The organism is Streptomyces sp. SID5469 (assembly GCF_009862865.1).
Classification (GTDB): domain Bacteria; phylum Actinomycetota; class Actinomycetes; order Streptomycetales; family Streptomycetaceae; genus Streptomyces; species Streptomyces avermitilis.
The window spans coordinates 3,235,352-3,258,775 of the sequence record NZ_WWIN01000001.1; the positions used below are offsets into that span (position 1 = coordinate 3,235,352).

Here is a 23,424-nt window from a genome sequence, read left to right on the forward strand (position 1 = left end):
GCACCCTACCCGGCGGTACCGTCGCTAGAAACCCTCGGGTTTCCGCCGGTAGGACCGCCGGCGAGACGGTGCCTGCGCCACAGGACCAGCGGCACCGCTCCCGCGAGCCCGAGGGCGCCGGGGGCTGCCGCGCTGAGGTTCTGGTCGAAGGCGTCCGGAATCGGCAGCGTGTTCCAGCGGGTGGGCGGCCAGGCGATCACGATGGCGCGGCCGATGACGTTGTCCACGGGCACGAAGCCGTGGTTCTTGTCCTGCTGGTGGTAGCGGGAGTCCAGGGAGTTCTGCCGGTGGTCACCCATGACCCAGATTTTGCCCTTGGGTACCTTCACCTTGAACTGACCGCCCTGGTCGTCCACGCTGCACGGGGTGTTCCCGGCATAGACGAAGGTGTCGTTCAGCGCGTGACCGTTGACCTTCAGGGGGCCGGTGCCCTTGCACTCGACGGTGTCGCCCGCGACGCCGATGACCCGCTTGATGAGGTCCTTCTCGTTCGACGACGGCATCAGGCCGATCCAGCCGAGGACCCGCTGCAGGGGGTTCGGGGTGGCCGTCGGCTCGCCCGCCAGCCAGTTGGCGGGGTCGTGGAAGACGACGACCTCGCCGCGCTCGGGCTCCGAGCCGAACCAGGGGGTCAGCTTGTCGACGAGGACACGGTCGCCCTGCTGGAGGGTGTTCTGCATCGAGTCCGAGGGAATCGAGAACGCCTGTACCAGGAAGGTCTTGATCAGCAGCGCCAGGATCAGCGCGATACCGATGAGGAGCGGGAGTTCCTTCCAGAAGGAGCGCTGCTTCTTGGGCTGACCGCCCTGCTCGCCGCTCTCCCGGGTACCGCCGCCGTCTCCGTCTCCGGAGTCACTCGCGGAGGTCGCGGCGTCTTCCACTGCCGGGGGTACCGTCCCGTCGTGCCGCTCCGGCCGATCTTCGGGGCCATCGTGTCCGGATCGTGCGCCGACCGCCAAATCCCCCACATCCACTCCTCACTCCGTGCCGCCGCCCGCGCCGTAGTCGGCGCAGGCCCACCACTCCCATAACGAGCGGGAGTTCCGCAGGGCTCGGGAGGGGGATCAATCCATATCGATCCGCGGAGGCCACCCTATGCGACGGGCCGAGAGCGGTGGTCACGCCGCCCGGCACGGACGCGTACGTATCCGGTTCCTTCAGGCGCGTCCAGTGGCCCAGGGGCCAGGCGATGACCATGGCGCGGCCCACGACGGAGTCCTCGGAGACAGTACCGCCGTACTGCTCGGTGCGGTGGTAGCGGGAGTCGGCCGAGTTGGCCCGGTGGTCGCCCATGACCCACAGACGCCCCTGCGGCACGGTCACCGAGAAGTCGAACGCCGAAGGTTTGTTTCCCGGGTGAATGTACGGCTCGCTGAGCGGCATGCCGTTGACGGTCACGCGCCCTTGGGCGTCACAGCACTTGACGGTGTCACCGCCGACGGCGACGACCCGCTTGATGAGGTCCTTGTCGTTGTCGGAGGGCAGCAGGCCGATGGCGACGAGACCCTCCTTGACCTGCTTGACGACGACGGGGTCGTTCTTCTTGGTGGTCTTCTCGCCCGCGAGCCAGTTCCCGGGGTCCTTGAAGACGACCACGTCACCGCGCTGCGGCTTGGAGCCGAACCACGGCGTGAACTTGTCGACGAGGACCCGGTCGCCGATCTGGATCGTGTTCTCCATGGAGCCCGAGGGGATCACGAAGGCCTGGAGGAGGAACGTCTTCAGGACCAGGGCTATGAGGACGGCGACACCCACGAGGAGAGGTATCTCCTTGACCGCCGAGCGCCTTCTGCGCCGCTTGACCTTGCGTTGCAGCTTGCGCCGCTCGGCGCGTCCCGGCCGCACGGCACCGCCGGAGGCGCGGCGCGCTCCGGTGGGCAGCAGGTTCTCGGCGGCGCTGCTCGACACACCGCGGGGTTTGCCTCGGTTACCCATGGGCACCGTCCACGGCGGGCACGCGCGCGTAGGCGCCGGGGCGTCGAAGGTGCGTCCCGTGGCCGGCGGGCCAGACGATCCAGTCGGCCCGGCCGACGACTTCACCGACGGGGATCATGCCGCCGCCCGGAGAGCCCAGGTGGTCGCGGGAGTCGCGGGAGTCGCTGCGGTGGTCGCCGAGGACGAAGAGCGTGCCGTCGGGAACGACGACGTCGAAGTCGACATCGGACGGGCTGTCTCCTGGATACAGAAACGACGACTCGTCGACCGGCCGGCCGTTCACCTTGAGCCTCCCCTCCCTGTCGCAGCAGACCACATGGTCTCCCCCTACACCGACAACGCGCTTGACGTAGTCGGCGTCCCCGAAATAGCCGGTGCCGTCGAAGACGACGACGTCACCGCGCTGCGGCTTCGAACCGAAACGGTACGCCAACTTATTTACGAGAACGCGGTCCCCAATCCTCAATGCGCCCTCCATGGAACTGCTGGGGATCTGGAACGGCTGCATCACGAAGTTGCTGAGCGCCAGGAGAAACAGCAGGCAGCTCAGCAGGGTGAGGGTGATCCGCCCGCCCGGGAGCCAGTCGGCGACCCGGGACACCAACGCGAAACGCGACCGGCCCTCCGGCCCCTGTGTGTCCGAGATCTCCTCGGATTCGAAAGGGCTGGAGGAGCGGTCGCGCTCCGTGTGCTGTGCTTCGGTGTCCATCGGGGCCAGATGCTATCCGGCCCCCATGTGAACCTCCGCGCGAGATCAGCTCTCGCGCTTCTCCTTGATCTTCGCGGCCTTGCCGCGCAGCTCACGCAGGTAGTAGAGCTTGGCGCGACGCACGTCACCGCGGGTGACGAGCTCGATCTTCTCGACGATCGGGGTGTGCACCGGGAAGGTGCGCTCGACGCCGACGGAGAACGAGACCTTGCGGACCGTGAAGGTCTCGCGGACACCGGCACCCTGGCGACGGATGACTACGCCCTTGAACTGCTGCACACGGGAGCGGTTGCCCTCGATGACGCGCACGTGGACGTTGACGGTGTCACCCGGGCGGAAGGCCGGGAGGTCGCTGCGCAGCGACGCGGAGTCGACGGAGTCGAGCAGGTGAGACATTTCGTCTGCTTTCTTCGCTGATGCCACAGGTCATCAACGGGAGATAGATGTTCCAGAAGAGGTGCTGCCCGTATCGGGGCGGGCGTCGTGTCCCCCCGTGGCAGGGGCGCGCGCCGGACGACGTACAGCAGCGGCCTATTCTTCCATGGCCTCTGGCCTGCGCCAAAATCGGCCGTGCGGCACTCCGTCGGGATCCGGGAACCAGCCCAGGATCGAGAGCATTTCGCGGTCCTTCTTGTCGAACGCCGAGGGGTCGCAGCGCTCGATGAGGTCGGGCCGGTTGGCGGTCGTGCGCTTCAGGGCCTCGTCGCGGCGCCAGCGGGCGATCCTGCCGTGGTGGCCGCTGAGCAGCACCTCGGGGATCTCCCGGTCGCGCCACGCCGGGGGCTTGGTGTAGACGGGCCCCTCCAGGAGGTTGGCCATGGCGCCGGGTGCGAAGGAGTCGTCCCGGTGCGACTCGGCGTTGCCGAGGACGCCGGGCAGCAGCCGGGCGACAGCCTCCGTGATCACGAGTACGGCCGCCTCGCCGCCGGCGAGCACGTAGTCGCCGATGGAGACCTCGTAGACGGGCATCCGGGTCGCGTACTCGTCGATGACGCGGCGGTCGATGCCCTCGTAGCGCGCGGGGGTGAAGACCAGCCAGGGGCGCTCGGAGAGCTCGACGGCGAGTTCCTGGGTGAAGGGGCGGCCGCTGGGCGTCGGGACGATCAGAGCGGGGCCGTGGGCGTCCGTCTCGTAGCCGTCGGCGAGCACGGAGTCCAGGGCGTCGCCCCAGGGCTCCGTCTTCATGACCATGCCCGGGCCGCCGCCGTACGGAGTGTCGTCGACCGTGTTGTGGCGGTCGTACGTCCACTCCCGAAGATCATGCACGTGCACGTTCAGCTGTCCACGCGCGCGTGCCTTGCCGACAAGGGAGACGTTCAGGGGTTCGAGGTACTCGGGAAAGATCGTGACCACATCGACCCGAAGGGTGCCGTGCCGCATCAGGCGTCTGCCTCCGTGGCGGCCTCGGTATCGGAGGAATCCACTTCGGCCCGGTCGTCGATCAGGCCCGGCGGCGGGTCGATGACCGCCCGCTGCTCCTCCAGGTCGATCTCGACCACGATCTCCTCGACGAACGGGATGTACACCTCGCTGCCGTCGGACCGCTCCACCACGAAGAGGTCCTGCGAGGGCAGGTGCGAGATCTCGGTGATGCGCCCGACCTCCGTCCCGTCCTTCGTGACGACGTCCAGGTCCATCAGCTGGTGGTCGTAGTACTCGTCGGGGTCCTCCGGCACCTCGTCCGGGTCGACCTCGGCGATCAGCAGGGTGTTGCGCAGCGCCTCGGCGCCGTTGCGGTCACGTACGCCCTCGAAACGCAGCAGGAGGCGGCCGCTGTGCACGCGGCCGGTCTCGATGGTCAGCGGTCCGACGGAGGCCGGGTCCGTGGCCAGAACGGCTCCGGGCCCCAGCCTGAGCTCGGGCTCGTCGGTACGTACTTCGACGGTGACCTCGCCCTTGATGCCGTGGGCACGGCCGATCCGTGCGACTACCAGCTGCACTGTGCTTGCTCTCCTGTCGAACGACTGCGAGCCGAAGGCGGCTCGTACGACTACGGGCCGGGGACGGCCCAGTGGCCCTCCCCGGCCCGAGCCGGTGCTGCGTTTACATCAGCGGACGTGATCCACGTCGACGAGGTCGACCCGGACGCCGCGACCGCCGATGGCGCCCACGACGGTGCGCAGGGCACGCGCGGTGCGGCCGTTGCGGCCGATCACCTTGCCGAGGTCGTCGGGGTGGACCCGGACCTCGAGGACGCGCCCACGACGCAGGTCGCGCGAGGCGACCTGCACATCGTCAGGGTTGTCGACGATGCCCTTCACGAGGTGCTCGAGAGCCTCCTCGAGCATGCTCAGGCCTCGGTCGACTCAGACGAAGAGGACTCAGCGGCAGCTTCGTCCTTCTTCTCAGCCTTCTTCTTCTGGGTGATGGCCTCACCCTTGCCCGCGTCGTCGCCACCAAGGGCGTCGAACGACGGGCGCGTGGCCTTCGGCGCGGCCACGAGCAGCGGAGCCGGGGCGGGCTCGCCCTTGAACTTCTGCCAGTCGCCGGTCTTCTTCAGGATCGCGAGGACGGGCTCGGTCGGCTGTGCGCCGACACCCAGCCAGTAGGCGACGCGCTCGGCGTCGACCTCCATGCGGGAGGGGTTCTGCACCGGGTGGTACAGACCGATCTCCTCGATGGCCCGGCCATCACGGCGGGTACGGGAGTCGGCGACGACGATGCGGTAGTGAGGCGAACGGATCTTGCCCAGACGCTTCAGCTTGATCTTGACTGCCACGGAAGTGGTGTCTCCTGGTCTTGACGTGGTTGGGCACGGCGAGATGGCCGCGTGGGGTTGCGGTACCCGAGTGCCCGATGGACGCGTCAGCCGGAGGAGAGAGGGGTCCTATGCGGCTGTCGAGTACAGCTAGCCATTGTGCCACACCCTGCGGGTCGCTCCAGCCGGGTGGGGACGCCGGGCATGCGTCATCGACGCCCGGCTCCTGATGCCGGGCGTCGCCTGCGCACCCCGGGGGCCCACACGTGCCGCTGGGTACGGCTGCCACGAGCAGCCGTCTCCTCAGCTTGCCGCCGCGCCCACCACCTCGGGGATCCGGAACGGCTTGCCGCACCCCCCGCACACGATCGGCGCCTGCGCGAGGACCGACGGGACGACGCGCACATTGCGGCCGCAGTCGCAGACCGCCTTGACGCGGACGCCTCCTCCGGAGGAGCCGTGCCGGGCGGCCGGGCCGCGGAAGCTGCGGGCCGTGTCGGCGGCGGTCGCGGCCGTGTGGGCCTTGAGGGCGCGCTGCAGCCGCTCGATGGTCGGGCGGTAGCGCCGCTTCGCCTCGGGGTTGAGCGTGACCAGGGAGAAGCCACTGCTGGGATGCGGCTCCTCCGGGTGGTCCAGGCCCAGCTCCTCGGCGATCGCGAGAAATCTGCGGTTGTGGTATCGGCCGGCGCGCGAGGTGTCTCGGACTCCACGCGCGGCGGCGATGCCGTGGACTGCTTCATGAAGCAGTCGCTCGAAAGAGAGTTCGTGTCCGCAGGCGGACGACGACTCTCCGATCAGGGACTCCGGCGCGGCAAGATCGGGCAGCTCGGGGTGGTACCGCTGAATGTCGGCCCACGCCTGTGCCAGCTCTGCGGCGAGAACAGGTGGTGTCGTGCTCACGTCGTGACAACGAGCCGGAGTGCCCCTGTGTTCCTATTCCGGGCCATCCCAAATAATTTGCACGTACCCGTCAGTTGCCGCTGATGCGTCCTGACGAGGGCGGGTGCGCTGATCTGCGGAGAAGCCGCACAGCTCGTACCAAGGTGGTGCGTAGTCGCACGTACGCCCCGGCGCGTAGACCAGGTCCGCGCGCCGGGGTACCTGCGGTCATCAGATGCGCAAGGGGCGTTTCGGCCGCTCTCGCCGACGGAGCGACGTACCTCAGTAAGCGCGCGCGACGACGGCGACGTTACCGGGTGCGTCGTCGGCGCCCGGCACCGACCCGTCCTCGGCGACCAGACACCGTACGGACGCAGCGTGCTCGGCCAGCTCGGCCTCGCCCCTCTCGCCGAGGGTCGCCCACGGAATGCGCGCCCAGCCGCCGCCGGCGGCCGCCTCGACGGCCTCCTCGATCGTCGACACGTCCGACGTACGGGATGCGCGGCGCTCGCGCGCCTGCCTCAGAAGGAGCGCCTGGTCCTCCTCGAGGGCCGTGGGCAGCAGCGCGGCCAGCGCGTCCAGCGCCACCGGCTCCTTGCCGCCGGGGATACGGCGCGCCACCATCGCGGTGCCGTTCTCCAGGTCACGGGGGCCGACCTCGACGCGTACGGGCACGCCCTTCAGCTCCCAGTCGACGGCGCGGCGCCCGAAGGGGACGTCGGTGCGGTCGTCCACCTGGACGCGCAGGCCCGCCGCCTTCAGCCGGTCGCCGGTCTCGCGGACCTTGGCCAGAACCGCTTCGTCGCCCTTGATCGCGAGGACGACGACCTGGGTCTGGGCCAGGCGAGGCGGCACCCGCAGGCCGTTGTCATCGCCGTGCATCATCACCAGTGCGCCGATCATGCGCGTGGTGGACCCCCAGGAGGTCTGCCAGACGAGTTCCTGCTTGCCCTCCTTCGACAGGTACTGGGTGTGGAACGCCCTGGCGAAGTTCTGGCCCAGCTCGTGGCTGGTGCCCATCTGGAGGGCCTTGCCGTCGCCCATCATGCCTTCGAGCGTGAGGGTGTTGACGGCACCGGCGAAGCGCTCCTTGGCGGTCTTGCGGCCGAGGACGACGTCCATCGCAAGGACGTTCTCCATGAAGTCCGCGTAGACGTGCCGGTGGATGTGGGCCGCGAAGTCGCGCGCCTCCTCGTACGTGGCGTGCGCCGTGTGCCCCTCCTGCCACAGGAACTCGGTCGTCCGCAGGAACAGACGGGGGCGCAGCTCCCAACGCACCACGTTCGCCCACTGGTTGATCAGCAGCGGCAGGTCGCGGTAGCTCTGTACCCACTTCGAGAAGTAGTCGTTGATGATCATCTCGGAGGTGGGACGGACGACCGCGGGCTCCTCCAGCTCCTTGCCGCCGCCGTGCGTGACCACGGCGAGCTCGGGCGCGAAGCCCTCCACATGGTCGGCCTCCTTGGTGAGGTACGACTGCGGAATCAGCAGCGGGAAGTACGCGTTCTGGGTGCCCGTCTCCTTGATGCGGGCGTCCATCTCCTGCTGCATCCGCTCCCACAGCCCGTACCCGTACGGTCGGATGACCATGGTGCCGCGCACCGGCCCGTTGTCCGCCAGTTCGGCCTTGTTGATCAGATCCTGGTACCAGCGCGGGAAGTCGTCCGCCCGGGGCGTGAGAACGGGTGCCTTTGCCATGGCGCGATGGTACGGGCAGGCCCTCCCGCGCCGGGCATCAATTGTCACCCGCACGTGCCCCTCCGGCGCGTGCCCTGGGCGCGCGCAGACGGCGCACAAGGAGTGGGCCGCAACCCCTGGACGCCACGACGGGCGCGGAGTTTCCTGGCATACGGGGGGAGTGCGAGCGCACTGCACGGGGGCCATGGAATCGGGGCACAGGGGCAACTCTCGGCGGATTGGGGCGCTTTCGATGACACCTACGCTCGTGCGGCAGCACCTACCTCACGCGGGGCCCGCGCCCCGTGTGGACCCGTGTGCACGCGCGCGTGACTGGGCCGAGATCCAGGAGCGGATGCTGGTGCCGCTCTACGAGGCCGTCCACGAGCGGCTCGAGGTGGGCCCCGGCACCCGGCTGCTCGGGCTCGGCTGCGGTTCCGGTCTGGCCCTGCTGACGGCGGCGTCCCGGGGTGCCGCGGTCACCGGTGTCGACACGCGGGTGCCCGAGCGGCTGGCCCTCGCGCGCGAACGGCTGCTGCCCGAGTCGCGGGGCACACGCGCGCGTACGGACCCGCGCATCGTCGACGGCACCCCCGAGGACGCGGCCGCCGCTCCCGGGGAACCCGGGTACAACCTGGTGACCGCCTTCGAGCCGATCGGCTGCGCGACCGGGGACGCCGAAAGGCTCGGCGAACTCCTCGCCGCCGCGACACCGCTCGCCGGGCGCGGGACGCCCGTGGTGCTCGCCGGATGGGGGCCGCCGGAACGGTGCGCCACCTCCTCGGTGCTGCGCGTCGCCACCCGGCTGGCCGATCCGCTGCGCGGTGCGCGCAGTTGGCGCCCCGCGCTCCGCGACGACCTCGAGGAGATCGCCCAGCGGGCCGGCCTCAGGCCGGACGGGTCGGGACGGGTGGCGTGCCCCTTCGGGTACGCCGATGTGAACAACGCGGTACGGGGGCTGCTGTCCACGGGGCTGTTCGACCCGGCGATCACGGCGACCGGCCAGGAGCAGGTGGACAAGGAAGTGACGGAGGCACTGCATCCGCATGTGCGGCAGGACGGGACCGTGTGGATGCCGAACGTCTTCCGCTATCTGATCGCCCGCACGCCCCAGTGATCAGATACCCCCGTACCCGCGGGAACGCGCTGGGGCGCCCCTCCGGAGAGGGGCGCCCCAGCGCCGTACACCACCTGCTCGGGCGTCAGCCCATGAACTTCTTGAACTCGTCCGGCAGCTCGAAGTCCTGGCCGCCCTGCTGGGGCAGGCCGAACGCGTTGCCGCCCTGGTCCGCGGCCTCCTTGCGGGCGGCCTCCTCCAGCTCCTGCTGCCTGCGCTTCATCGGGTTGCCCGAGCGCTGCTTGCCCTTGGCCTGCTTCTGCTTCTTCTTCTGCCGGCCGGGGCCGCCACCCATGCCCGGCATCCCGGGCATACCCGGCATACCGCCGCCCTGGGCCATGCGGGACATCATCTTGCGGGCCTCGAAGAACCGCTCGACCAGGCCCTTGACCGCGCTGACGTCGACGCCGGAACCCTTGGCGATACGGGCGCGGCGCGAGCCGTTGATGATCGTCGGCTCCTGGCGCTCGGCCGGGGTCATCGACTTGATGATCGCGGCCGTGCGGTCGACGTCGCGCTCGTCGAGGTTGTTGATCTGGTCCTTGATCTGGCCCATGCCGGGCAGCATGCCGAGCAGCTTGCTGATGCTGCCCATCTTCCGGACCTGCTCCATCTGGGACAGGAAGTCGTCGAGCGTGAAGTCCTGGCCCTTCTTGGACGCCAGCTTCGAGGCCATCTTCTCGGCCTCTTCTTGGCTGAACGTCTTCTCCGCCTGCTCGATCAGGGTGAGCAGGTCACCCATGTCGAGGATGCGGGAGGCCATCCGGTCCGGGTGGAAGGCGTCGAAGTCGTCGAGCTTCTCGCCGTTCGACGCGAACATGATCGGCTTGCCGGTGACCGAGGCGATCGACAGGGCGGCGCCACCGCGGGCGTCGCCGTCGAGCTTCGACAGGACCACGCCGTCGAAACCGACACCGTCACGGAAGGCCTCCGCGGTGTTGACCGCGTCCTGACCGATCATCGCGTCGACGACGAAGAGGATCTCGTCCGGCGAGACCGCGTCACGGATGTCCGCGGCCTGCTGCATCAGTTCCTGGTCGATGCCGAGGCGGCCCGCGGTGTCCACGATCACGATGTCGTGGACCTTGGTCTTCGCGAACTCGATGGAGTCCTTGGCGACCTTGACCGGGTCACCCACGCCGTTGCCCGGCTCGGGCGCGTAGACCGCGACGCCGGCGCGCTCGGCGACGACGCTGAGCTGGTTGACCGCGTTCGGGCGCTGGAGGTCGGCGGCGACGAGGATCGGGGAGTGGCCCTGGTCCTTGAGGTGCTTGCCGAGCTTTCCGGCGAGCGTGGTCTTACCGGCACCCTGCAGACCCGCGAGCATGATCACGGTGGGCGGGTTCTTGGCGAACCTGAGGCGTCGCGTCTCGCCGCCGAGGATCGTGACGAGTTCCTCGTTCACGATCTTCAGGACCTGCTGGGCCGGGTTCAGCGCCTTGGAGACCTCGGAGCCGAGGGCGCGCTCCTTGACGTTCTTGATGAAGGTCCGGACGACCGGCAGGGCCACGTCCGCCTCGAGGAGCGCGATACGGATCTCGCGGGCCGTGGCGTCGATGTCCGCCTCGGACAACCGTCCCTTGCCCCGCAGGTTCTTGAAAGTGGCTGAGAGGCGATCGGAGAGAGTATCGAACACGGCGCTCGTCGGTCCTCGGAGTCGGGGGCAGTCTGGGTCGCCCTCCAGGGTATCTGGCCGCGTGCGGTCGGGTCTCCACCGCGTGCGTACGAAACCGGGGACGCCGTACACGGCGGAGGGCGCCCCCGGTCCGGCCGGCGCTAAGTGCGCAATGTCTCCTCCAGCGCCCGCGCCACCGTCGCCGCCTCCTCGCCCGGCAGGGGCCCGCCCCTCGTACCGGTGACATAGAAGGCGTCCACGGCGTTCGCGCCCAGCGTCGACACGTGCATGCTGCGCACCCGTACGCCCGACTTCTCCAGCGCCCGCCCGATGCGGTGCAGCAGGCCGGGGGCGTCGTGGGCGCGGACCTCGATGACCGTGGCCAGGTGGGAGGCCGCCGAGGCGACGGTCACATGCGGCGGGGGCGCCACGACACCGCGGCGTCGCGGATAGGCGGCGTCCCGCTCGGCGAGACGGGCCGCGATGTCCAGGGAGCCGTCGAGGGCGCGGACGAGGTCGGCACGCAGCCGGGCGGCCTGCGGCAGGGAGCCGTACTCCGCCGCCACCCGCCAGTTCAGCAGCAGTACGGAGCCCTCGACCCCGTCCGGCAGCGGCAGCGCCCGCAGTTCCGCCGTACGGACCGTGAGCCGGTGCATCGCGAGCACCCCGGCGACCGCCGGCAGTACGCCCGACTGGTCCGGCACCGCGATGAGCAGCTCCACGCCCAGGGGCTCCGGGTCGTCCGGGACCGCGTTGTCGGCCTCGGTGGCCCCCGGTTCGGTCTGGGCACGCAGCGCCAGCACCGGGCCGCCGGTGCGGAAGGCCTCGACGGCGAGACGTTCCTGCTCGGCGGTGGGCGCGGCGGCCTCCGGCTCCTCGGGGGCGTCGCCCGCGAGCACGGCCGAGACCCGCTTCACCAGGTCGGCCACCAGGGAACCCCGCCACGACGACCAGGCGGCGGGCCCGGTGGCCAGCGCGTCGGACTCGGTCAGCGCGTGCAGCAGCTCGAGGGTGCTCTGGGAACCGACCACCTCGGCGACCGCGCGCACGGTCGCCGGGTCCTCCAGGTCACGCCGGGTCGCCGTCTCGACGAGCAGCAGATGGTGGCGTACGAGGGTGGCGAGGACGGCGATGTCCTCGCGGTCGAAGCCGATCCGGGCCGCCACGTCCCGCGCGATGATCTCGCCGGCGACGGAGTGGTCGCCGGGCCAGCCCTTGCCGATGTCGTGCAGCAGGGCGGACACCAGGAGGAGGTCGGGGCGGCCGACGCGGCGGGCCAGTTCGGAGGCGCGGACGGCCGTCTCGATGAGGTGCCGGTCGACGGTCCAGATGTGCACGGCGTTGCGCTGGGGGCGACAGCGGACCCGTTCCCAGTCGGGCAGCAGGCGGGTGATCAGGCCCTCCGCCTCCAGCGCCTCCCAGACCTCGATGGTCGAGGGGCCGGAGCCGAGCAGCGTCACCAGCTGCTCGCGGGCCTCCGCGGGCCACGGGGTGGGCAGGGGGCGCGCGGCGGCGGCCATGCGCCGGACCGCGTGCAGGGAGAGCGGCAGCCCGGACTGGGCGGCCGCCGCGGCGGCGCGCAGCGGCAGTACCGGGTCGCGGTCGGGGCGTGCGGTGCGGGCGAGGACGACCTCGCCGTCCTGCTCGACGACGCCCTCCGCGAGCGGTGAGCGCTCGGCGACCGGCTTTCCGCCGCCGAGCATGGCGCGCAGACGCGGCCGTACGGCGCGCGACCGCAGTACGCGCCCCACTTCGCGCCAGGTCACATCGCTCGCGTACGAGACGACGCGGGCGGCCTCGTACACCTGGCGAAGGAGGGTGTCGGCGTCGAGCAGGCCGAGTTCGGCGGCGACCTGGTCCTGCTCCTGCAACGCGAGCCTGTCGGTGGCGCGGCCGGTGGTGAGGTGGAGGGCGTCACGTACGTCGAGGAGCCGGCGGCGGGCGTCCGTGAGGCCCTCGCGCGGGGCGTCCGCCAGCCAGGACGCGGCGACCGCACGCAGCGCGGTGGCGTCCCTGAGGCCGCCCCTGGCCTCCTTGAGGTCGGGCTCCAGCAGGTACTGCAACTCGCCCTGCCGCTCGGCCCGTTCGGCGCACAGCTCCTGGAGTTCCGGGAGACGTTTCGGTGCCTGGTTGCGCCAGTCCGCGAGGACGGCGGTGCGCAGCCCGGCGGTCAGGGCGAGGTCGCCCGCGAGGTGCCGGGCGTCGAGGAGGCCGAGTTGCACCTTGAGGTCCTCACCCGCGGTCTTGCGTGCTTCGGCGGGCGTACGGACGGAGTGGTCGAGGGCGAGACCGAGGTCCCAGACCGGGTACCAGATGCGGTCGGCGAGGGCGGCGACCGCGCCCTGGTCACCGCCGTCGTGGAGCAGGAGCAGGTCGAGGTCGCTGCGTGGGGACAGTTCGCCGCGGCCGTAGCCGCCGACCGCGACCAGTGACACGCCCCGCGGTCCCGCGCCGCCCGCGTCGAACAGGCCGGTCAGCCAGTCGTCGGTCAGTTCGGCGAGGGCAGCACGGCGCGGCGGCCCGGACCGCGCCCCCTCTGGAGGAGGCGCAGCCGGGCCGCCGCGTAGCCGCTGGGTCCCGAGTCCTCTGCATCCGTACGTACGTCCGTACTCGTCACCCAACGACTCCTGTTCTGTCGGTGCCTTACAGCGCGTCGGGTCCGCGCTCGCCGGTCCGGACCCGGACGGCCGTGTCCACCGGGATGGACCAGACCTTGCCGTCACCGATCTTGCCGGTGCGGGCCGCCTTCACGACGACGTCGATCAGCTGTTCGGCGTCGTCGTCCTCGGCCAGCACCTCGATACGGATCTTGGGGACCAGGTCGACCGTGTACTCGGCGCCGCGGTAGACCTCGGTGTGTCCCCGCTGACGACCGTAACCGCTGGCCTCGGTGACCGTCAGACCGTGTACTCCGAAGGCCTGGAGGGCTTCCTTGATCTCGTCGAGCCGATGGGGCTTCACGACGGCGGTGATGAGCTTCATGCGTCCACCTTCTTGGTCGCCGTGTCCGCGAGAGGGGCGGGGAGGATCCGGGCCGCGCCGCCGCCCGCTCCGCTGAAGTCGTATGCGGTCTCGGCGTGCTCCGCCTGGTCGATGCCGGCGATCTCCTCGTCCTCGGAAACCCGCATCCCGATCGTCTTGTCGATCAGGAAGGCGAGGATCGCGGAGACGACCAGGGAGTAGGCGAGGACCGCGAAGACTCCGGCGCACTGCTTCCACAGCTGGTCGAAGGAGTGGTCGCCGTAGAAGACGCCCGTCGCGTCGGACTGGCCGCCGCCGCTGGCGAAGAAGCCGATGAGCAGGGAGCCCGCGACACCGCCGACGAGGTGGACGCCGACGACGTCGAGGGAGTCGTCGTAGCCGAACTTGTACTTCAGGCCCACGGCCATGGCGCACAGGACACCGGCGATGGCGCCGACGGCGATCGCGCCGAGCGGGGAGACCGCGCCACCGGACGGGGTGATGGCGACCAGGCCCGCGACCGCGCCGGAGGCGGCACCGAGGGTGGTGAACGCGCCGTGGCGGATCTTCTCGTACGCGAGCCAGGCGAGCATCGCAGCGGCGGTGGCGATCTGCGTGTTGATGAACATCAGCGCGCCGACACCGTCGTCGTTGCCGAGCCACGAGCCTGCGTTGAATCCGAACCAGCCGAACCACAGCAGGCCGCAGCCGAGCATGACCAGCGGCAGGCTGTGCGGGCGCATCGGGTCCTTCTTGAAGCCGACGCGTTTGCCGATGACCAGGATGACGCCGAGCGCCGCGGCACCCGCGTTGATGTGGACCGCCGTACCACCGGCGAAGTCGATCACGCCGAGGTCGAAGGCCCAGCCACCGGTGCCCCACACCCAGTGCGCGACCGGGAAGTACACGACCGTGGCCCACAGGGCGACGAACAGGGACCAGGCGGTGAACTTGACGCGGTCGGCCAGGGCTCCGCTTATCAGGGCGGGCGTGATGATCGCGAACATCAGCTGGAAGGTGGCGAAGACATAGACCGGAATGGTGTAACCGGGCCAGAGCTCCACCTTGCCGATCCCGGTGAAGCCGACGAAGTCGGACGTCCAGCCGATGAGCGAACCCTTGTCGGTACCGAAGGCGAGCGAGAAGCCGTACAGCACCCACAGGATGGTGACGATGCCCATGCTGATGAAGCTCATCATGAGCATGTTCAGAGTGCTCTTGACGCGGACCATGCCTCCGTAGAAGAAGGCCAGGCCCGGGGTCATGATCAGTACCAAGGCGGAACAGATGAGCATGAAGCCTGTGTTGGCGGCAGACAGCTTGGGAGCCTCTGCGGCAAGCGTGATGGCTGGTGCCATCGGCGTCTCCTCGTCGTTGGTACGGCCCCGTGCGGGCGAAACCTGAGCGGTCAAGAGGGGTGGGCCGGTTATGCGCCATGAGATTGGCGCAGCGCGGTTTCGGTCGGCGCCCCTCGATGTTTCGCCGCAGTGACGAAGGCGCTGTGCGTGTTACGCGTCCATGAACTGCCTGCTAAGGGCCCGCGCGATCGTTATCGTGGCGCAACCTTCCGAGAAGGCAGAAAACCGGCCGCGGCTGCCATCCGATGACCTGGCATGGGGGAGCCGAGTCGGGCGGTTCGGGATGGCGGCCGCGGCCGGGGACCAAGGGGCCCTTGGGTGGCCGGCGGGACCGGGGGTCATACCGCTTCGGCGGTCTCGGGCAGGTGGACGGCGAGCTGGGCGGTCAGGTCGCCGACCTCGGCGAGATCGCCGAAATCGCGTACGGCCGTGTCGACGGTCTTTCGGATACGAGTGTTCACGCGCTCGGAGCGCACTTTTTTGGCGACTTCCATCGCCTCCTTGGCCAGAACGGCACTCCGCTCGGGCTCTCGCTGGAGCAGGTGCACGGTGGCCATGCCGATGAGGTTCAGTGCGTACGAACGCTGGTGCTCGCTGTCCTTGGCGAACAGGTCGACGGCCTTCTGCATCACGGGCTCGGCCAGGGAGGCGTAGGTGGGGCTGCGGCCCGCGACATAGGCGAGGTCGCGGTAGGAGTGGGAGTTCTCGCCGTGCAGCTCGGCCTCGGAGAAGAAGCGGATCCAGTCGGGCTCGGGCTCGTCGGACTCGAGCGCGTCGGCGAACGTGTCCTCGGCCATGCGGACGGCTCGCTTGCACTTGCCGGGCTGACCCATGTTGGCGTACGCGCGGGCCTCCATCGCATACAGCATGGACTGGGTGCGCGGGCTCGCGCAGTCACGGCTGCCGTACTGGGCGAGATGGATGAGTTCCAGGGCGTCCTCGGGGCGGCCGAGGTGGATCATCTGGCGGCTCATGCTGGAGAGCACGTACGAGCCGAGGGGCTTGTCGCCGGCCTCCTTGGCCGCGTGCAGGGCGAGGACCAAATACTTCTGCGCGGTGGGCTGGAGTCCCACGTCGTAGCTCATCCAGCCCGCCAGCTCGGCCAGCTCGGCGGCGACCTTGAACAGGCGTTTGGTGGTGGCCGCGGGCTGGGGCTCCTGGAGGAGGTCGGTCACCTCGTGCAGCTGGCCGACGACCGCTTTGCGGCGCAGGCCGCCGCCGCACTGGGCGTCCCACTGCCGGAACATCACGGTGGTGGATTCGAGGAGGTCCAGCTCGGGCCTGGACAGCCGGCCGGCGCGGCGCGACGCGGCCAGGGGCTCGGGCTCCTCCCGCGGGGCGGCGGGGCCGGGCACGAGCCAGCGCTGCATGGGTTCGATGAGGGACGGGCCGGCGGCGAGGGCCAGCGACGTACCGAGGAAGCCGCGCCGCGCCAGCATCAGGTCGCTGCGCGAGAACTCGCTGATCAGCGCCACGGTCTGCGGGCCCGTCCAGGGCAGGTCGACGCCGGACACAGACGGTGCCTGGTGGGCGGTGCGCAGTCCGAGGTCCTCGACGGCGACCACACAGCCGAAGCGCTCGGAGAACAGCTCGGACAGGATGCGCGGAATCGGCTCACGCGGGTTCTCGCCGTCGAGCCAGCGCCGGACCCGCGAGGTGTCCGTGGAGATGTGGCTGGCCCCCAGCTGGCGGGCCCGGCGGTTCACCTGTCGTGCGAGCTCGCCCTTCGACCAGCCGCTGCGCACGAACCACGAGCCCAGAAGCTCATTGGGGCGCCTGTCAGCGTTCGTACCGCTTCCGCCGTTGCCGCCCACTGGAACGCCCCCATCCCTGAAACCACTTGTGCGCTGTGTGCGCCAAGCCCTACCAGAATGCCGGTAAACGCGGCCGTCTGTCCGGCGGTTCTCACCCGTCGAACGGTAAGCCGACTTGCCTCCGGCATACCCATGAGCGCATGCATCCCCAGGGCTCGTGCACTCAACGTAATCCCACGATCACGGGTCCAGCCATGGCGATCCCGGAAACGCCACCATTCGCCACCCCTTCGGATGAACTCCCGGCGACTCGTACGCGATTCACTTGACAGTGGACGGCCGGAAGTGGGTGAAGCGGTGCACAAAGAGGCGTGCGCCACCGAGCGCACTACCCGGAGCACCACAGGGCGCCGCCCGGAGCATGCGGCGACCGAGGAGGTCGGTAACGCCGCGTCACGATCCGCTTCCGTCTCGTAACCACCGGCGCGCTGGACCCGTTGGAGGGGGTATGGGCTTCACGATCGGCGGTACGCGCGGAATCCGCGAAATTCGACCCGGCGCCCGGCGCCGTGGCCGCTCGTCGGAGTGCACCGCCGTGGCCGAGTACACCGGACTGTGGGGCTGGGACGTCGTCGCCGGCGCCCGGGCCGCGGCGGGCGCGTGCTCCTGCGGCAGGGCGGAGTGCGTCCGGCCCGGCGCACATCCGCTGGACTTCGCCACTCCCCTGCCCGCCGGCGCGACGCTCGACGAGGTGACCGAGGCCTGGGCCGAGGTCCCCGGCGCCGCCGTGCTGCTGCCGGTCGGCCGCGCGTTCGACGTGATCGAGGTCGCCGAGGCCGCCGGACGGCACGCCCTGGTCCGGCTGGAGCGCATGGGGCTCCCGCTCGGCCCGGTGACCGCGACTCCGGACGGCCGCGCCCACTTCTTCGTCGCCCCGGGCGCGGCGGCCGAACTCCCCGAGTTGCTCTACCGGATGGCCTGGGACGACACCTCCCTCGACCTGCGCGCCCTGGGCCCCGGTACGTACATCACGGCCCCGCCCTCCGACCTCGGCGGTCTCGGGCCGGTGCGCTGGCTGCGCTCCCCCGCGCTCGACTCGGCGACGAACCCGCCCGCCGCGCGGCTGCTCCTGGGGACGCTGGCCTACGTGGCGCATCGATCGCGCGCGTAGCGCCACGCGCGCGCAGACGAAGCGCCCGTCCCCAACCGCAACTCGGGGGCGGGCGCTTCTTCGACCACTTACCAGGTTTCGTAAGTGGGTCACTCTCCGACAAGAGCGTCAACAAACGCCTCCGGCTCGAACGGCGCCAGGTCGTCCGCGCCCTCGCCGAGCCCGATCAGTTTGACCGGCACCCCCAGCTCGCGCTGCACGGCGATGACGATGCCGCCCTTGGCGGTGCCGTCCAGCTTGGTGAGCACGATGCCGGTGATATTGACGACCTCGGCGAAGACACGTGCCTGGACCAGGCCGTTCTGCCCGGTGGTGGCGTCGAGGACGAGCAGTACCTCGTCGAGCGGGGCGTGCTTCTCGACGACGCGCTTGACCTTGCCCAGCTCGTCCATGAGCCCGGTCTTGGTGTGCAGCCGCCCCGCGGTGTCGATGAGGACGACGTCGGCGCCCTCCTCGATGCCCTCCTTGACGGCGTCGAAGGCGATCGACGCCGGGTCGCCGCCCTCGGGTCCGCGCACGGTGCGGGCGCCGACGCGCTCACCCCAGGTCTGCAGCTGGTCGGCGGCGGCGGCACGGAAGGTGTCGGCGGCGCCGAGCACCACATGCTTGCCGTCGGCGACGAGCACCCGGGCGAGCTTGCCGGTGGTGGTGGTCTTGCCGGTGCCGTTGACACCGACGACCATCACGATCCCGGGGGTGTCGAGGTTGGAGTCGGTCCTGACCTCGCGGTCGAACTCGGGGACGAGGAGCTGGAGCAGCTCTTCGCGCAGCAGGCCGCGCAGCTCCTGGGGCGTACGGGTGCCGAGCACCTTCACCCGCTCGCGCAGCCGCTCGACCAGCTCCTGGGTGGGCTGCACGCCGACGTCGGCGGTGAGCAGCGTGTCCTCGATCTCCTCCCAGGTGTCCTCGTCGAGGTGCTCGCGCGACAGGAGCGTGAGCAGCCCCTTGCCGAGCGCGTTCTGCGAGCGGGAGAGCCGGGTGCGCAGCCGCACCAGGCGTCCCGCGGTCGGCTCCGGGACCTCGATCGCCGGGACTTCGACGACGGGTGCCTCTTCGACGGCGACCGGCGCCGCCGCCGACTTGTCCGGGAGATCAACCTCCTCGATCGTTCTGCGCGGTTCGTCGCGCGGCTGCTCGGCCTCGTCGCCGACATGCGGCTCGGCCGGAGGGGCGGTGATGTCGGGCGTCGTGGGGGGCGCCGGGGGCAGCGGCTTCTTGCGGCGACTGCCGATGACGAGCCCACCGAGCGCGCCGAGCACGACCACGGCGATGACTACAGCAAGGATGACGGTTTCCATAACGCGTCCAGTATCGGCCATGGGCCTCGAACCGGCCGAGCTTGCGCGTTCCGCCGAGGGACATAGGCCGTTTTAGTGATGTACTCGGATTAACGTACGATGTCGCCCCATGAGCACCACCGCATCGAACGATGGCGCCCTCGAAACGCACGGCGAGTCCCACGGCCTCGAAACCCGAGGCCTAGACCCCGTCCCCCACTCCGAGCGCACCGCCCGCACCCGGGAACTCCTCCCCACCTGGGTCGCCGCCAATATCAGCGTTCTGCTCCTCAGCATGGGGGCGGGGCTGGCCGTCTCGTACGGACTGAACTTCTGGCAGGCCCTCGTGGTCGGCGTCGCGGCGCCGGTCGTGTCGTACGGGCTGGTCGGCCTCATGGGTATCGCCGGCAAGCGCGGTGGCGCGCCCGGCATGGCCCTGTCCCGCGCGGTCTTCGGCCAGCGCGGCAACCTGCTCCCCGGCGCGCTGATCTGGATCGCCCGCTGGGGCTGGGAGACGATCAACGCGGTGACCGGCGCCTATGCGCTGCTCACCGTCCTGAACATCCTCTTCGGCATCAGGAGCAACACGTTCCTGATCATCGTGACACTGCTGCTCTTCGTCGTCACCACCTTCGTGATCTCCGGCCTCGGGATCAACGCGGTGCGCAGGTGCAACCGGTGGGCGTCCTACCTCTTCGCCGGCTTCTCCGTGCTCGTACTCGGCCATCTGGTCGTCGACACCGACTGGGGCAAGGTCTTCGGGCAGGCGGCGGGCCCCACGCCCCTGATGATCACCGGTGTCGGCGTGATCGCCGCGGGCGGCATCAGCTGGGCTCCCTCCTCCCCCGACTTCACGCGCTATCTGCCGCGTACGGCGTCGTCTGTGGCGATCGTGCGCAACACGGTCGGCGGCGCCGGCGTCGTCGTCCTGCCCATGGTCCTGATGGGTGCGGTCATGGCGGTCTCCACGCCCGATCTGGCCTCGGCGGCCGACCCGGTGTCCTTCCTCGGCGAGATCCTGCCGTTGTGGATCGCGGTGCCGTACCTGCTCATCGCCCTGGTCGGCATGCTGCTGATCAACGCCATGTCGATGTACTCGGCGGGCTTCACCGCGCAGACCCTCGGCTTCCGGGTGCCGCGGCACTGGGCGGTCTCCGTCAACGCGGTGATCTCGCTGGTCTTCGGCGGTGTCCTGATGCTGGTGGCGACCTCCTTCATGGGGTCCTTCATCGCCTTCCTGTCGCTGCTCGCGGTCGCGTTCTCGGCCTGGGTCGGCGTGTTCGGCGCGGACATGCTGCGGCGCCGTGAGTACGACGCCGGGGCCCTGCTCGACACCACGCGCACCAGCGCCTACTGGTACCGGGGCGGCTTCAGCCCGGCCGCGGTCGCCGCGTGGGCGGTCGGCCTGGGCACCGGGCTGCTGTTCACGACGTCCGACTGGTTCACCGGCCCGCTGGCGAGCGGCAACCCGGTCGGCGAGTACGGGCTCGGCTGGGTGGCCACGGTCGTGGTGTCCTTCCTGCTGTACGTCGCCCTGCCCAAGCCCGCGCTCCCGCGGACGCCGGCTCCCGCCACGGAAGAGCCCGCACCCCTGGCTGTCTGACGCACCGTCAGCTACCGTCCCCCTCCACACACGAAGGGGGGCTCCCATGCCCGTGACGGTCGTACGTTTCAACCTCGTCGAGCCCGGCGCGACGCCCGCCTCGCTCAGCGCCCGCTACCGGGCGGCGCTCGAGATGGCCGCGTACGCCGACGACCGCGGGATCACCACCGTGCAGACCGAGGAGCACCACGGCGTCGCCAACAACTGGCTGCCCTCGCCGTTCGCCTTCGCGGGCGCGGTCTTCGGTGCGACCCGGCACATCGCGGTCACCGTCTCGGCGGTCATCGGCCCCCTGCACGACCCGCTGCGACTGGCCGAGGACATCTCCGTGCTCGACCTGCTCAGCGGCGGCCGGCTCATCACGGTGGCGGGGATCGGCTACCGGCCCGAGGAGTACGCCCTCTTCGACGTCGACTGGAAGAGGCGCGGCAGGCTCCAGGACGAGCTTCTGGAGACCGTGCTGAAGGCGTGGACCGGTGAGGAGTTCGAGTACCGGGGCCGTACGGTACGGGTCACCCCGCGCCCGTTCTCGGATCCGCACCCGCTCCTGCTGGTCGGCGGCTCCTCGAAGGCCGCGGCCCGCCGTGCCGCCCGCCTCGGCCTCCCCTTCTTCCCCAGCGCGCATCTGCCGGAGCTGGAGGCGTACTACAAGGACCGGCTCATCGAGTACGGCACCGAGGGCTGGACCATGATGCCGTCGGCCGTGACCCCGCTGCTGCACATCGCCGAGGACCCGGACCGGACGTGGGCCGAGTACGGCGAGTACTTCCTGCACGAGGCACGGACGTACGCCTCCTGGCAGTCCGCGGAGATTCGCTCGGCGGTGAAGTCGGCCGCCACCACGGTCGACGAGCTGCGCGCCGAGGGTGTCTACCGGATCCTCACGCCCGACGAGTGCGTGGCCCAGGGCCTGGACAACCATGTCCTGCATCCGCTGTCCGGCGGGATGCCCGTCGACGAGGGCTGGCGCAGCCTGCACCTGTTCTGCGAAAACGTACTGCCCCGGCTCAAGGACCTCGAGGGCTGAGCCGGGGCGGTACGTCTCTTACGAGTACGAGGAGAGGGGCAGCGGGGACTTGGCCCTTCTCCCCGAGCTTCGGGGAGGGAGGGGGGTCAGCCCATCTCCTCCAGCGCCTTGCCCTTGGTCTCCTTCACGAACTTGAGCACGAAGGGGATGGAGAGCGCGGCGAACACCGTGTAGATGATGTACGTGCCGGAGAGGCTCCAGTCGGCCAGGGACGGGAAGCTCGCGGTGATCGCCCAGTTGGCGATCCACTGGGCCGACGCGGCCACACCGAGCGCGGCGGCACGGATCCTGTTCGGGAACATCTCGCCGAGGAAGACCCAGACCACGACGCCCCAGGAGAGGGCGAAGAAGAGGACGAACACGTGGGCGGCGATCAGGGCCACCCAGCCCTGGGTGGCCGGCAGCTTGCCGTCGACGAGGTCGTACGAGAAGGCCCAGGCCTCCAGCGCGAGACCGATGACCATACCCACGGAGCCGATGATCGCGAGCGGCTTGCGGCCGACCCTGTCGACGAAGATCATGGCGATCACGGTGCCGATGATGTTGATGATCGACGTGGTGAACGAGTAGAGGAACGAGTCCGTCGGGTCGACGCCGACCGACTGCCACAGCGTCGCCGAGTAGTAGAACGCCACGTTGATGCCGACGAACTGCTGGAAGACCGAGAGTCCGATACCGACCCAGACGATCGGCTTGAAGAAGAAGGTGCCGCCGAGCAGGTCCTTGAAGCTCGGCTTCTCCTCGCGGTACATGGCGAGCCTGATCTCCTCCACGCGGGCGTCGAGGTCGATCTCCTTGCCCTCGACCTCTTCGAGCACCTCACGGGCGCGCGCGTCCTTGCCCGCTTCGATCAGATAGCGCGGCGACTCGGGGATCGCGAAGGAGAGCAGACCGTAGAGGACGGCCGGGACGACCATGACGCCGAGCATGACCTGCCAGGCTTCGAGGCCCAGCAGCTTGCCGCGCTGGTCGCCGCCGGCGGCGTTCAGGATGGCCCAGTTGACCAGCTGCGAGATGGCGATGCCGATGACGATCGCGGCCTGCTGGAAGGAGCCGAGACGGCCGCGGTACGCGGCCGGGGCGACCTCGGCGATGTAGGCGGGGCCGATCACGGAGGCCATACCGATGGCGAAGCCGCCGATGACGCGCCAGAACGCGAGGTCCCACAGCGCGAAGGGCAGCGCCGAGCCGATGGCGCTGGCGGTGAACAGCACGGCGGCGATCTGCATGCACCGGATGCGGCCGATGCGGTCGGCTATGCGGCCCGCGGTCGCGGCGCCGACGGCGCAGCCGATCAGCGCGATGGCGATGACCTGGGCCAGGGTCGCGGAACCGATGTCGTACTTGCTCCGGATGGCCTCGACGGCGCCGTTGATCACGGCACTGTCGTAACCGAAGAGGAAGCCGCCCATCGCGGCCGCCGCCGCGATGAAGATGACATGGCCGAGATGCTCGGGATGAGCTTCCCGGGCTCCGGGCGCCTGCGCTGTGCTGGTCACGTAAAACTCCTCGGGCCACCGGCCTCGCTGCCGGGGGTGGGGGCGAGCCCTTCAGTCATGGTTCCAGTGGCGCACAACTTCACGCCGCCCACCACCTGAAGGTAAAAGCAACGTTGCAGAGACTATGCCTTCAAGTAACGAAGT

Annotated in this window: 20 protein-coding genes and 1 pseudogene; 4 read left to right on the plus strand and 17 right to left on the minus strand. The window is 70.0% G+C overall.

The window, feature by feature from the left end:
- Positions 1 to 5: 5 nt before the first annotated feature.
- The 10 genes from lepB (GTY58_RS13795) to proS all read right to left on the minus strand — a co-directional run bounded on the left by lepB (GTY58_RS13795) (position 6) and on the right by proS (position 7,919).
- On the minus strand, positions 6 to 968 hold the full coding sequence (gene lepB, locus GTY58_RS13795; protein ID WP_107083033.1) for a signal peptidase I: 963 nt from the start codon (positions 966 to 968) through the stop codon (positions 6 to 8).
- Positions 853 to 1,935, minus strand: coding sequence for a signal peptidase I (lepB, locus tag GTY58_RS13800; protein WP_010984073.1), 1,083 nt, complete (start codon positions 1,933 to 1,935; stop codon positions 853 to 855). Before lepB (GTY58_RS13800) ends, lepB (GTY58_RS13795) begins: the two co-directional genes overlap by 116 nt.
- Entirely contained in the window at positions 1,928 to 2,644 is a 717-nt protein-coding gene (lepB, locus tag GTY58_RS13805; RefSeq protein ID WP_010984074.1) for a signal peptidase I, read from the minus strand. The genes lepB (GTY58_RS13800) and lepB (GTY58_RS13805) overlap by 8 nt, the downstream gene beginning before the upstream one ends.
- Positions 2,645 to 2,689: 45 nt before the next feature.
- Positions 2,690 to 3,040 carry a 50S ribosomal protein L19 gene (gene rplS, locus GTY58_RS13810; RefSeq protein WP_010984075.1) on the minus strand — a complete coding sequence of 117 codons (351 nt, stop codon included), beginning with the start codon at positions 3,038 to 3,040 and terminating at the stop codon, positions 2,690 to 2,692.
- Between the two features lie 135 nt (positions 3,041 to 3,175).
- On the minus strand, positions 3,176 to 4,024 hold the full coding sequence (gene trmD, locus GTY58_RS13815; RefSeq protein ID WP_010984076.1) for a tRNA (guanosine(37)-N1)-methyltransferase TrmD: 849 nt from the start codon (positions 4,022 to 4,024) through the stop codon (positions 3,176 to 3,178).
- On the minus strand, positions 4,024 to 4,584 hold the full coding sequence (gene rimM / locus GTY58_RS13820; RefSeq protein WP_010984077.1) for a ribosome maturation factor RimM: 561 nt from the start codon (positions 4,582 to 4,584) through the stop codon (positions 4,024 to 4,026). Before rimM ends, trmD begins: the two co-directional genes overlap by 1 nt.
- 108 nt (positions 4,585 to 4,692) lie before the next feature.
- Complete coding sequence (locus tag GTY58_RS13825) at positions 4,693 to 4,932, minus strand: RNA-binding protein (protein WP_005479813.1); 240 nt, start codon at positions 4,930 to 4,932, stop codon at positions 4,693 to 4,695.
- A 2-nt stretch (positions 4,933 to 4,934) separates the two neighbouring features.
- The gene (gene rpsP, locus GTY58_RS13830; protein ID WP_010984078.1) at positions 4,935 to 5,363 is read right to left on the minus strand and encodes a 30S ribosomal protein S16; all 429 of its coding nucleotides are present in this window, start codon (positions 5,361 to 5,363) and stop codon (positions 4,935 to 4,937) included.
- Between the two features lie 282 nt (positions 5,364 to 5,645).
- Positions 5,646 to 6,242, minus strand: coding sequence for a hypothetical protein (locus GTY58_RS13835; protein ID WP_010984079.1), 597 nt, complete (start codon positions 6,240 to 6,242; stop codon positions 5,646 to 5,648).
- Positions 6,243 to 6,503: 261 nt separating this feature from the next.
- Positions 6,504 to 7,919 (minus strand): proline--tRNA ligase, encoded by a 1,416-nt coding sequence (proS, locus tag GTY58_RS13840; protein ID WP_010984080.1) that lies wholly within the window; start codon positions 7,917 to 7,919, stop codon positions 6,504 to 6,506.
- Between the two features lie 232 nt (positions 7,920 to 8,151).
- Here proS and GTY58_RS13845 point away from each other — a divergent pair, with 232 nt between their 5' ends.
- Positions 8,152 to 9,015, plus strand: a complete 864-nt coding sequence (locus GTY58_RS13845) for a methyltransferase type 11 (RefSeq protein WP_010984081.1) — start codon at positions 8,152 to 8,154, stop codon at positions 9,013 to 9,015.
- An 85-nt stretch (positions 9,016 to 9,100) separates the two neighbouring features.
- Here the strand turns inward: GTY58_RS13845 and ffh are convergent, their stop codons facing one another.
- From ffh to GTY58_RS13870, 5 genes and pseudogenes are all read right to left on the minus strand, one after another.
- The gene (gene ffh / locus GTY58_RS13850) at positions 9,101 to 10,651 is read right to left on the minus strand and encodes a signal recognition particle protein (RefSeq protein ID WP_010984082.1); all 1,551 of its coding nucleotides are present in this window, start codon (positions 10,649 to 10,651) and stop codon (positions 9,101 to 9,103) included.
- A 140-nt stretch (positions 10,652 to 10,791) separates the two neighbouring features.
- Positions 10,792 to 13,247 (minus strand): annotated as a pseudogene (locus tag GTY58_RS13855) ([protein-PII] uridylyltransferase).
- A gap of 26 nt (positions 13,248 to 13,273) precedes the next feature.
- Positions 13,274 to 13,612, minus strand: a complete 339-nt coding sequence (locus GTY58_RS13860) for a P-II family nitrogen regulator (protein ID WP_010984084.1) — start codon at positions 13,610 to 13,612, stop codon at positions 13,274 to 13,276.
- On the minus strand, positions 13,609 to 14,949 hold the full coding sequence (locus GTY58_RS13865) for an ammonium transporter (RefSeq protein WP_010984085.1): 1,341 nt from the start codon (positions 14,947 to 14,949) through the stop codon (positions 13,609 to 13,611). The genes GTY58_RS13860 and GTY58_RS13865 overlap by 4 nt, the downstream gene beginning before the upstream one ends.
- Before the next feature lie 338 nt (positions 14,950 to 15,287).
- Positions 15,288 to 16,763, minus strand: a complete 1,476-nt coding sequence (locus GTY58_RS13870) for a hypothetical protein (RefSeq protein ID WP_010984086.1) — start codon at positions 16,761 to 16,763, stop codon at positions 15,288 to 15,290.
- A gap of 448 nt (positions 16,764 to 17,211) precedes the next feature.
- On the opposite strand from GTY58_RS13870, the gene GTY58_RS13875 reads away from it, so the two are divergent.
- Positions 17,212 to 17,874 carry a bifunctional DNA primase/polymerase gene (locus tag GTY58_RS13875; RefSeq protein WP_010984087.1) on the plus strand — a complete coding sequence of 221 codons (663 nt, stop codon included), beginning with the start codon at positions 17,212 to 17,214 and terminating at the stop codon, positions 17,872 to 17,874.
- 89 nt (positions 17,875 to 17,963) lie between these two features.
- Here GTY58_RS13875 and ftsY read toward each other — a convergent pair whose 3' ends face one another.
- A complete protein-coding gene (gene ftsY, locus GTY58_RS13880; protein WP_037649727.1) occupies positions 17,964 to 19,172 on the minus strand; it encodes a signal recognition particle-docking protein FtsY in 1,209 nt (402 codons plus the stop codon).
- Between the two features lie 109 nt (positions 19,173 to 19,281).
- Between ftsY and GTY58_RS13885 the strand changes: the two genes are divergently transcribed.
- Positions 19,282 to 20,754, plus strand: a complete 1,473-nt coding sequence (locus GTY58_RS13885) for a cytosine permease (RefSeq protein WP_010984089.1) — start codon at positions 19,282 to 19,284, stop codon at positions 20,752 to 20,754.
- Between the two features lie 46 nt (positions 20,755 to 20,800).
- Complete coding sequence (locus GTY58_RS13890; RefSeq protein WP_010984090.1) at positions 20,801 to 21,781, plus strand: LLM class flavin-dependent oxidoreductase; 981 nt, start codon at positions 20,801 to 20,803, stop codon at positions 21,779 to 21,781.
- A gap of 86 nt (positions 21,782 to 21,867) precedes the next feature.
- On the opposite strand, the gene GTY58_RS13895 is transcribed toward GTY58_RS13890, so the two are convergent.
- Positions 21,868 to 23,280 (minus strand): sugar porter family MFS transporter, encoded by a 1,413-nt coding sequence (locus GTY58_RS13895; protein WP_010984091.1) that lies wholly within the window; start codon positions 23,278 to 23,280, stop codon positions 21,868 to 21,870.
- Positions 23,281 to 23,424 lie beyond the last annotated feature (144 nt).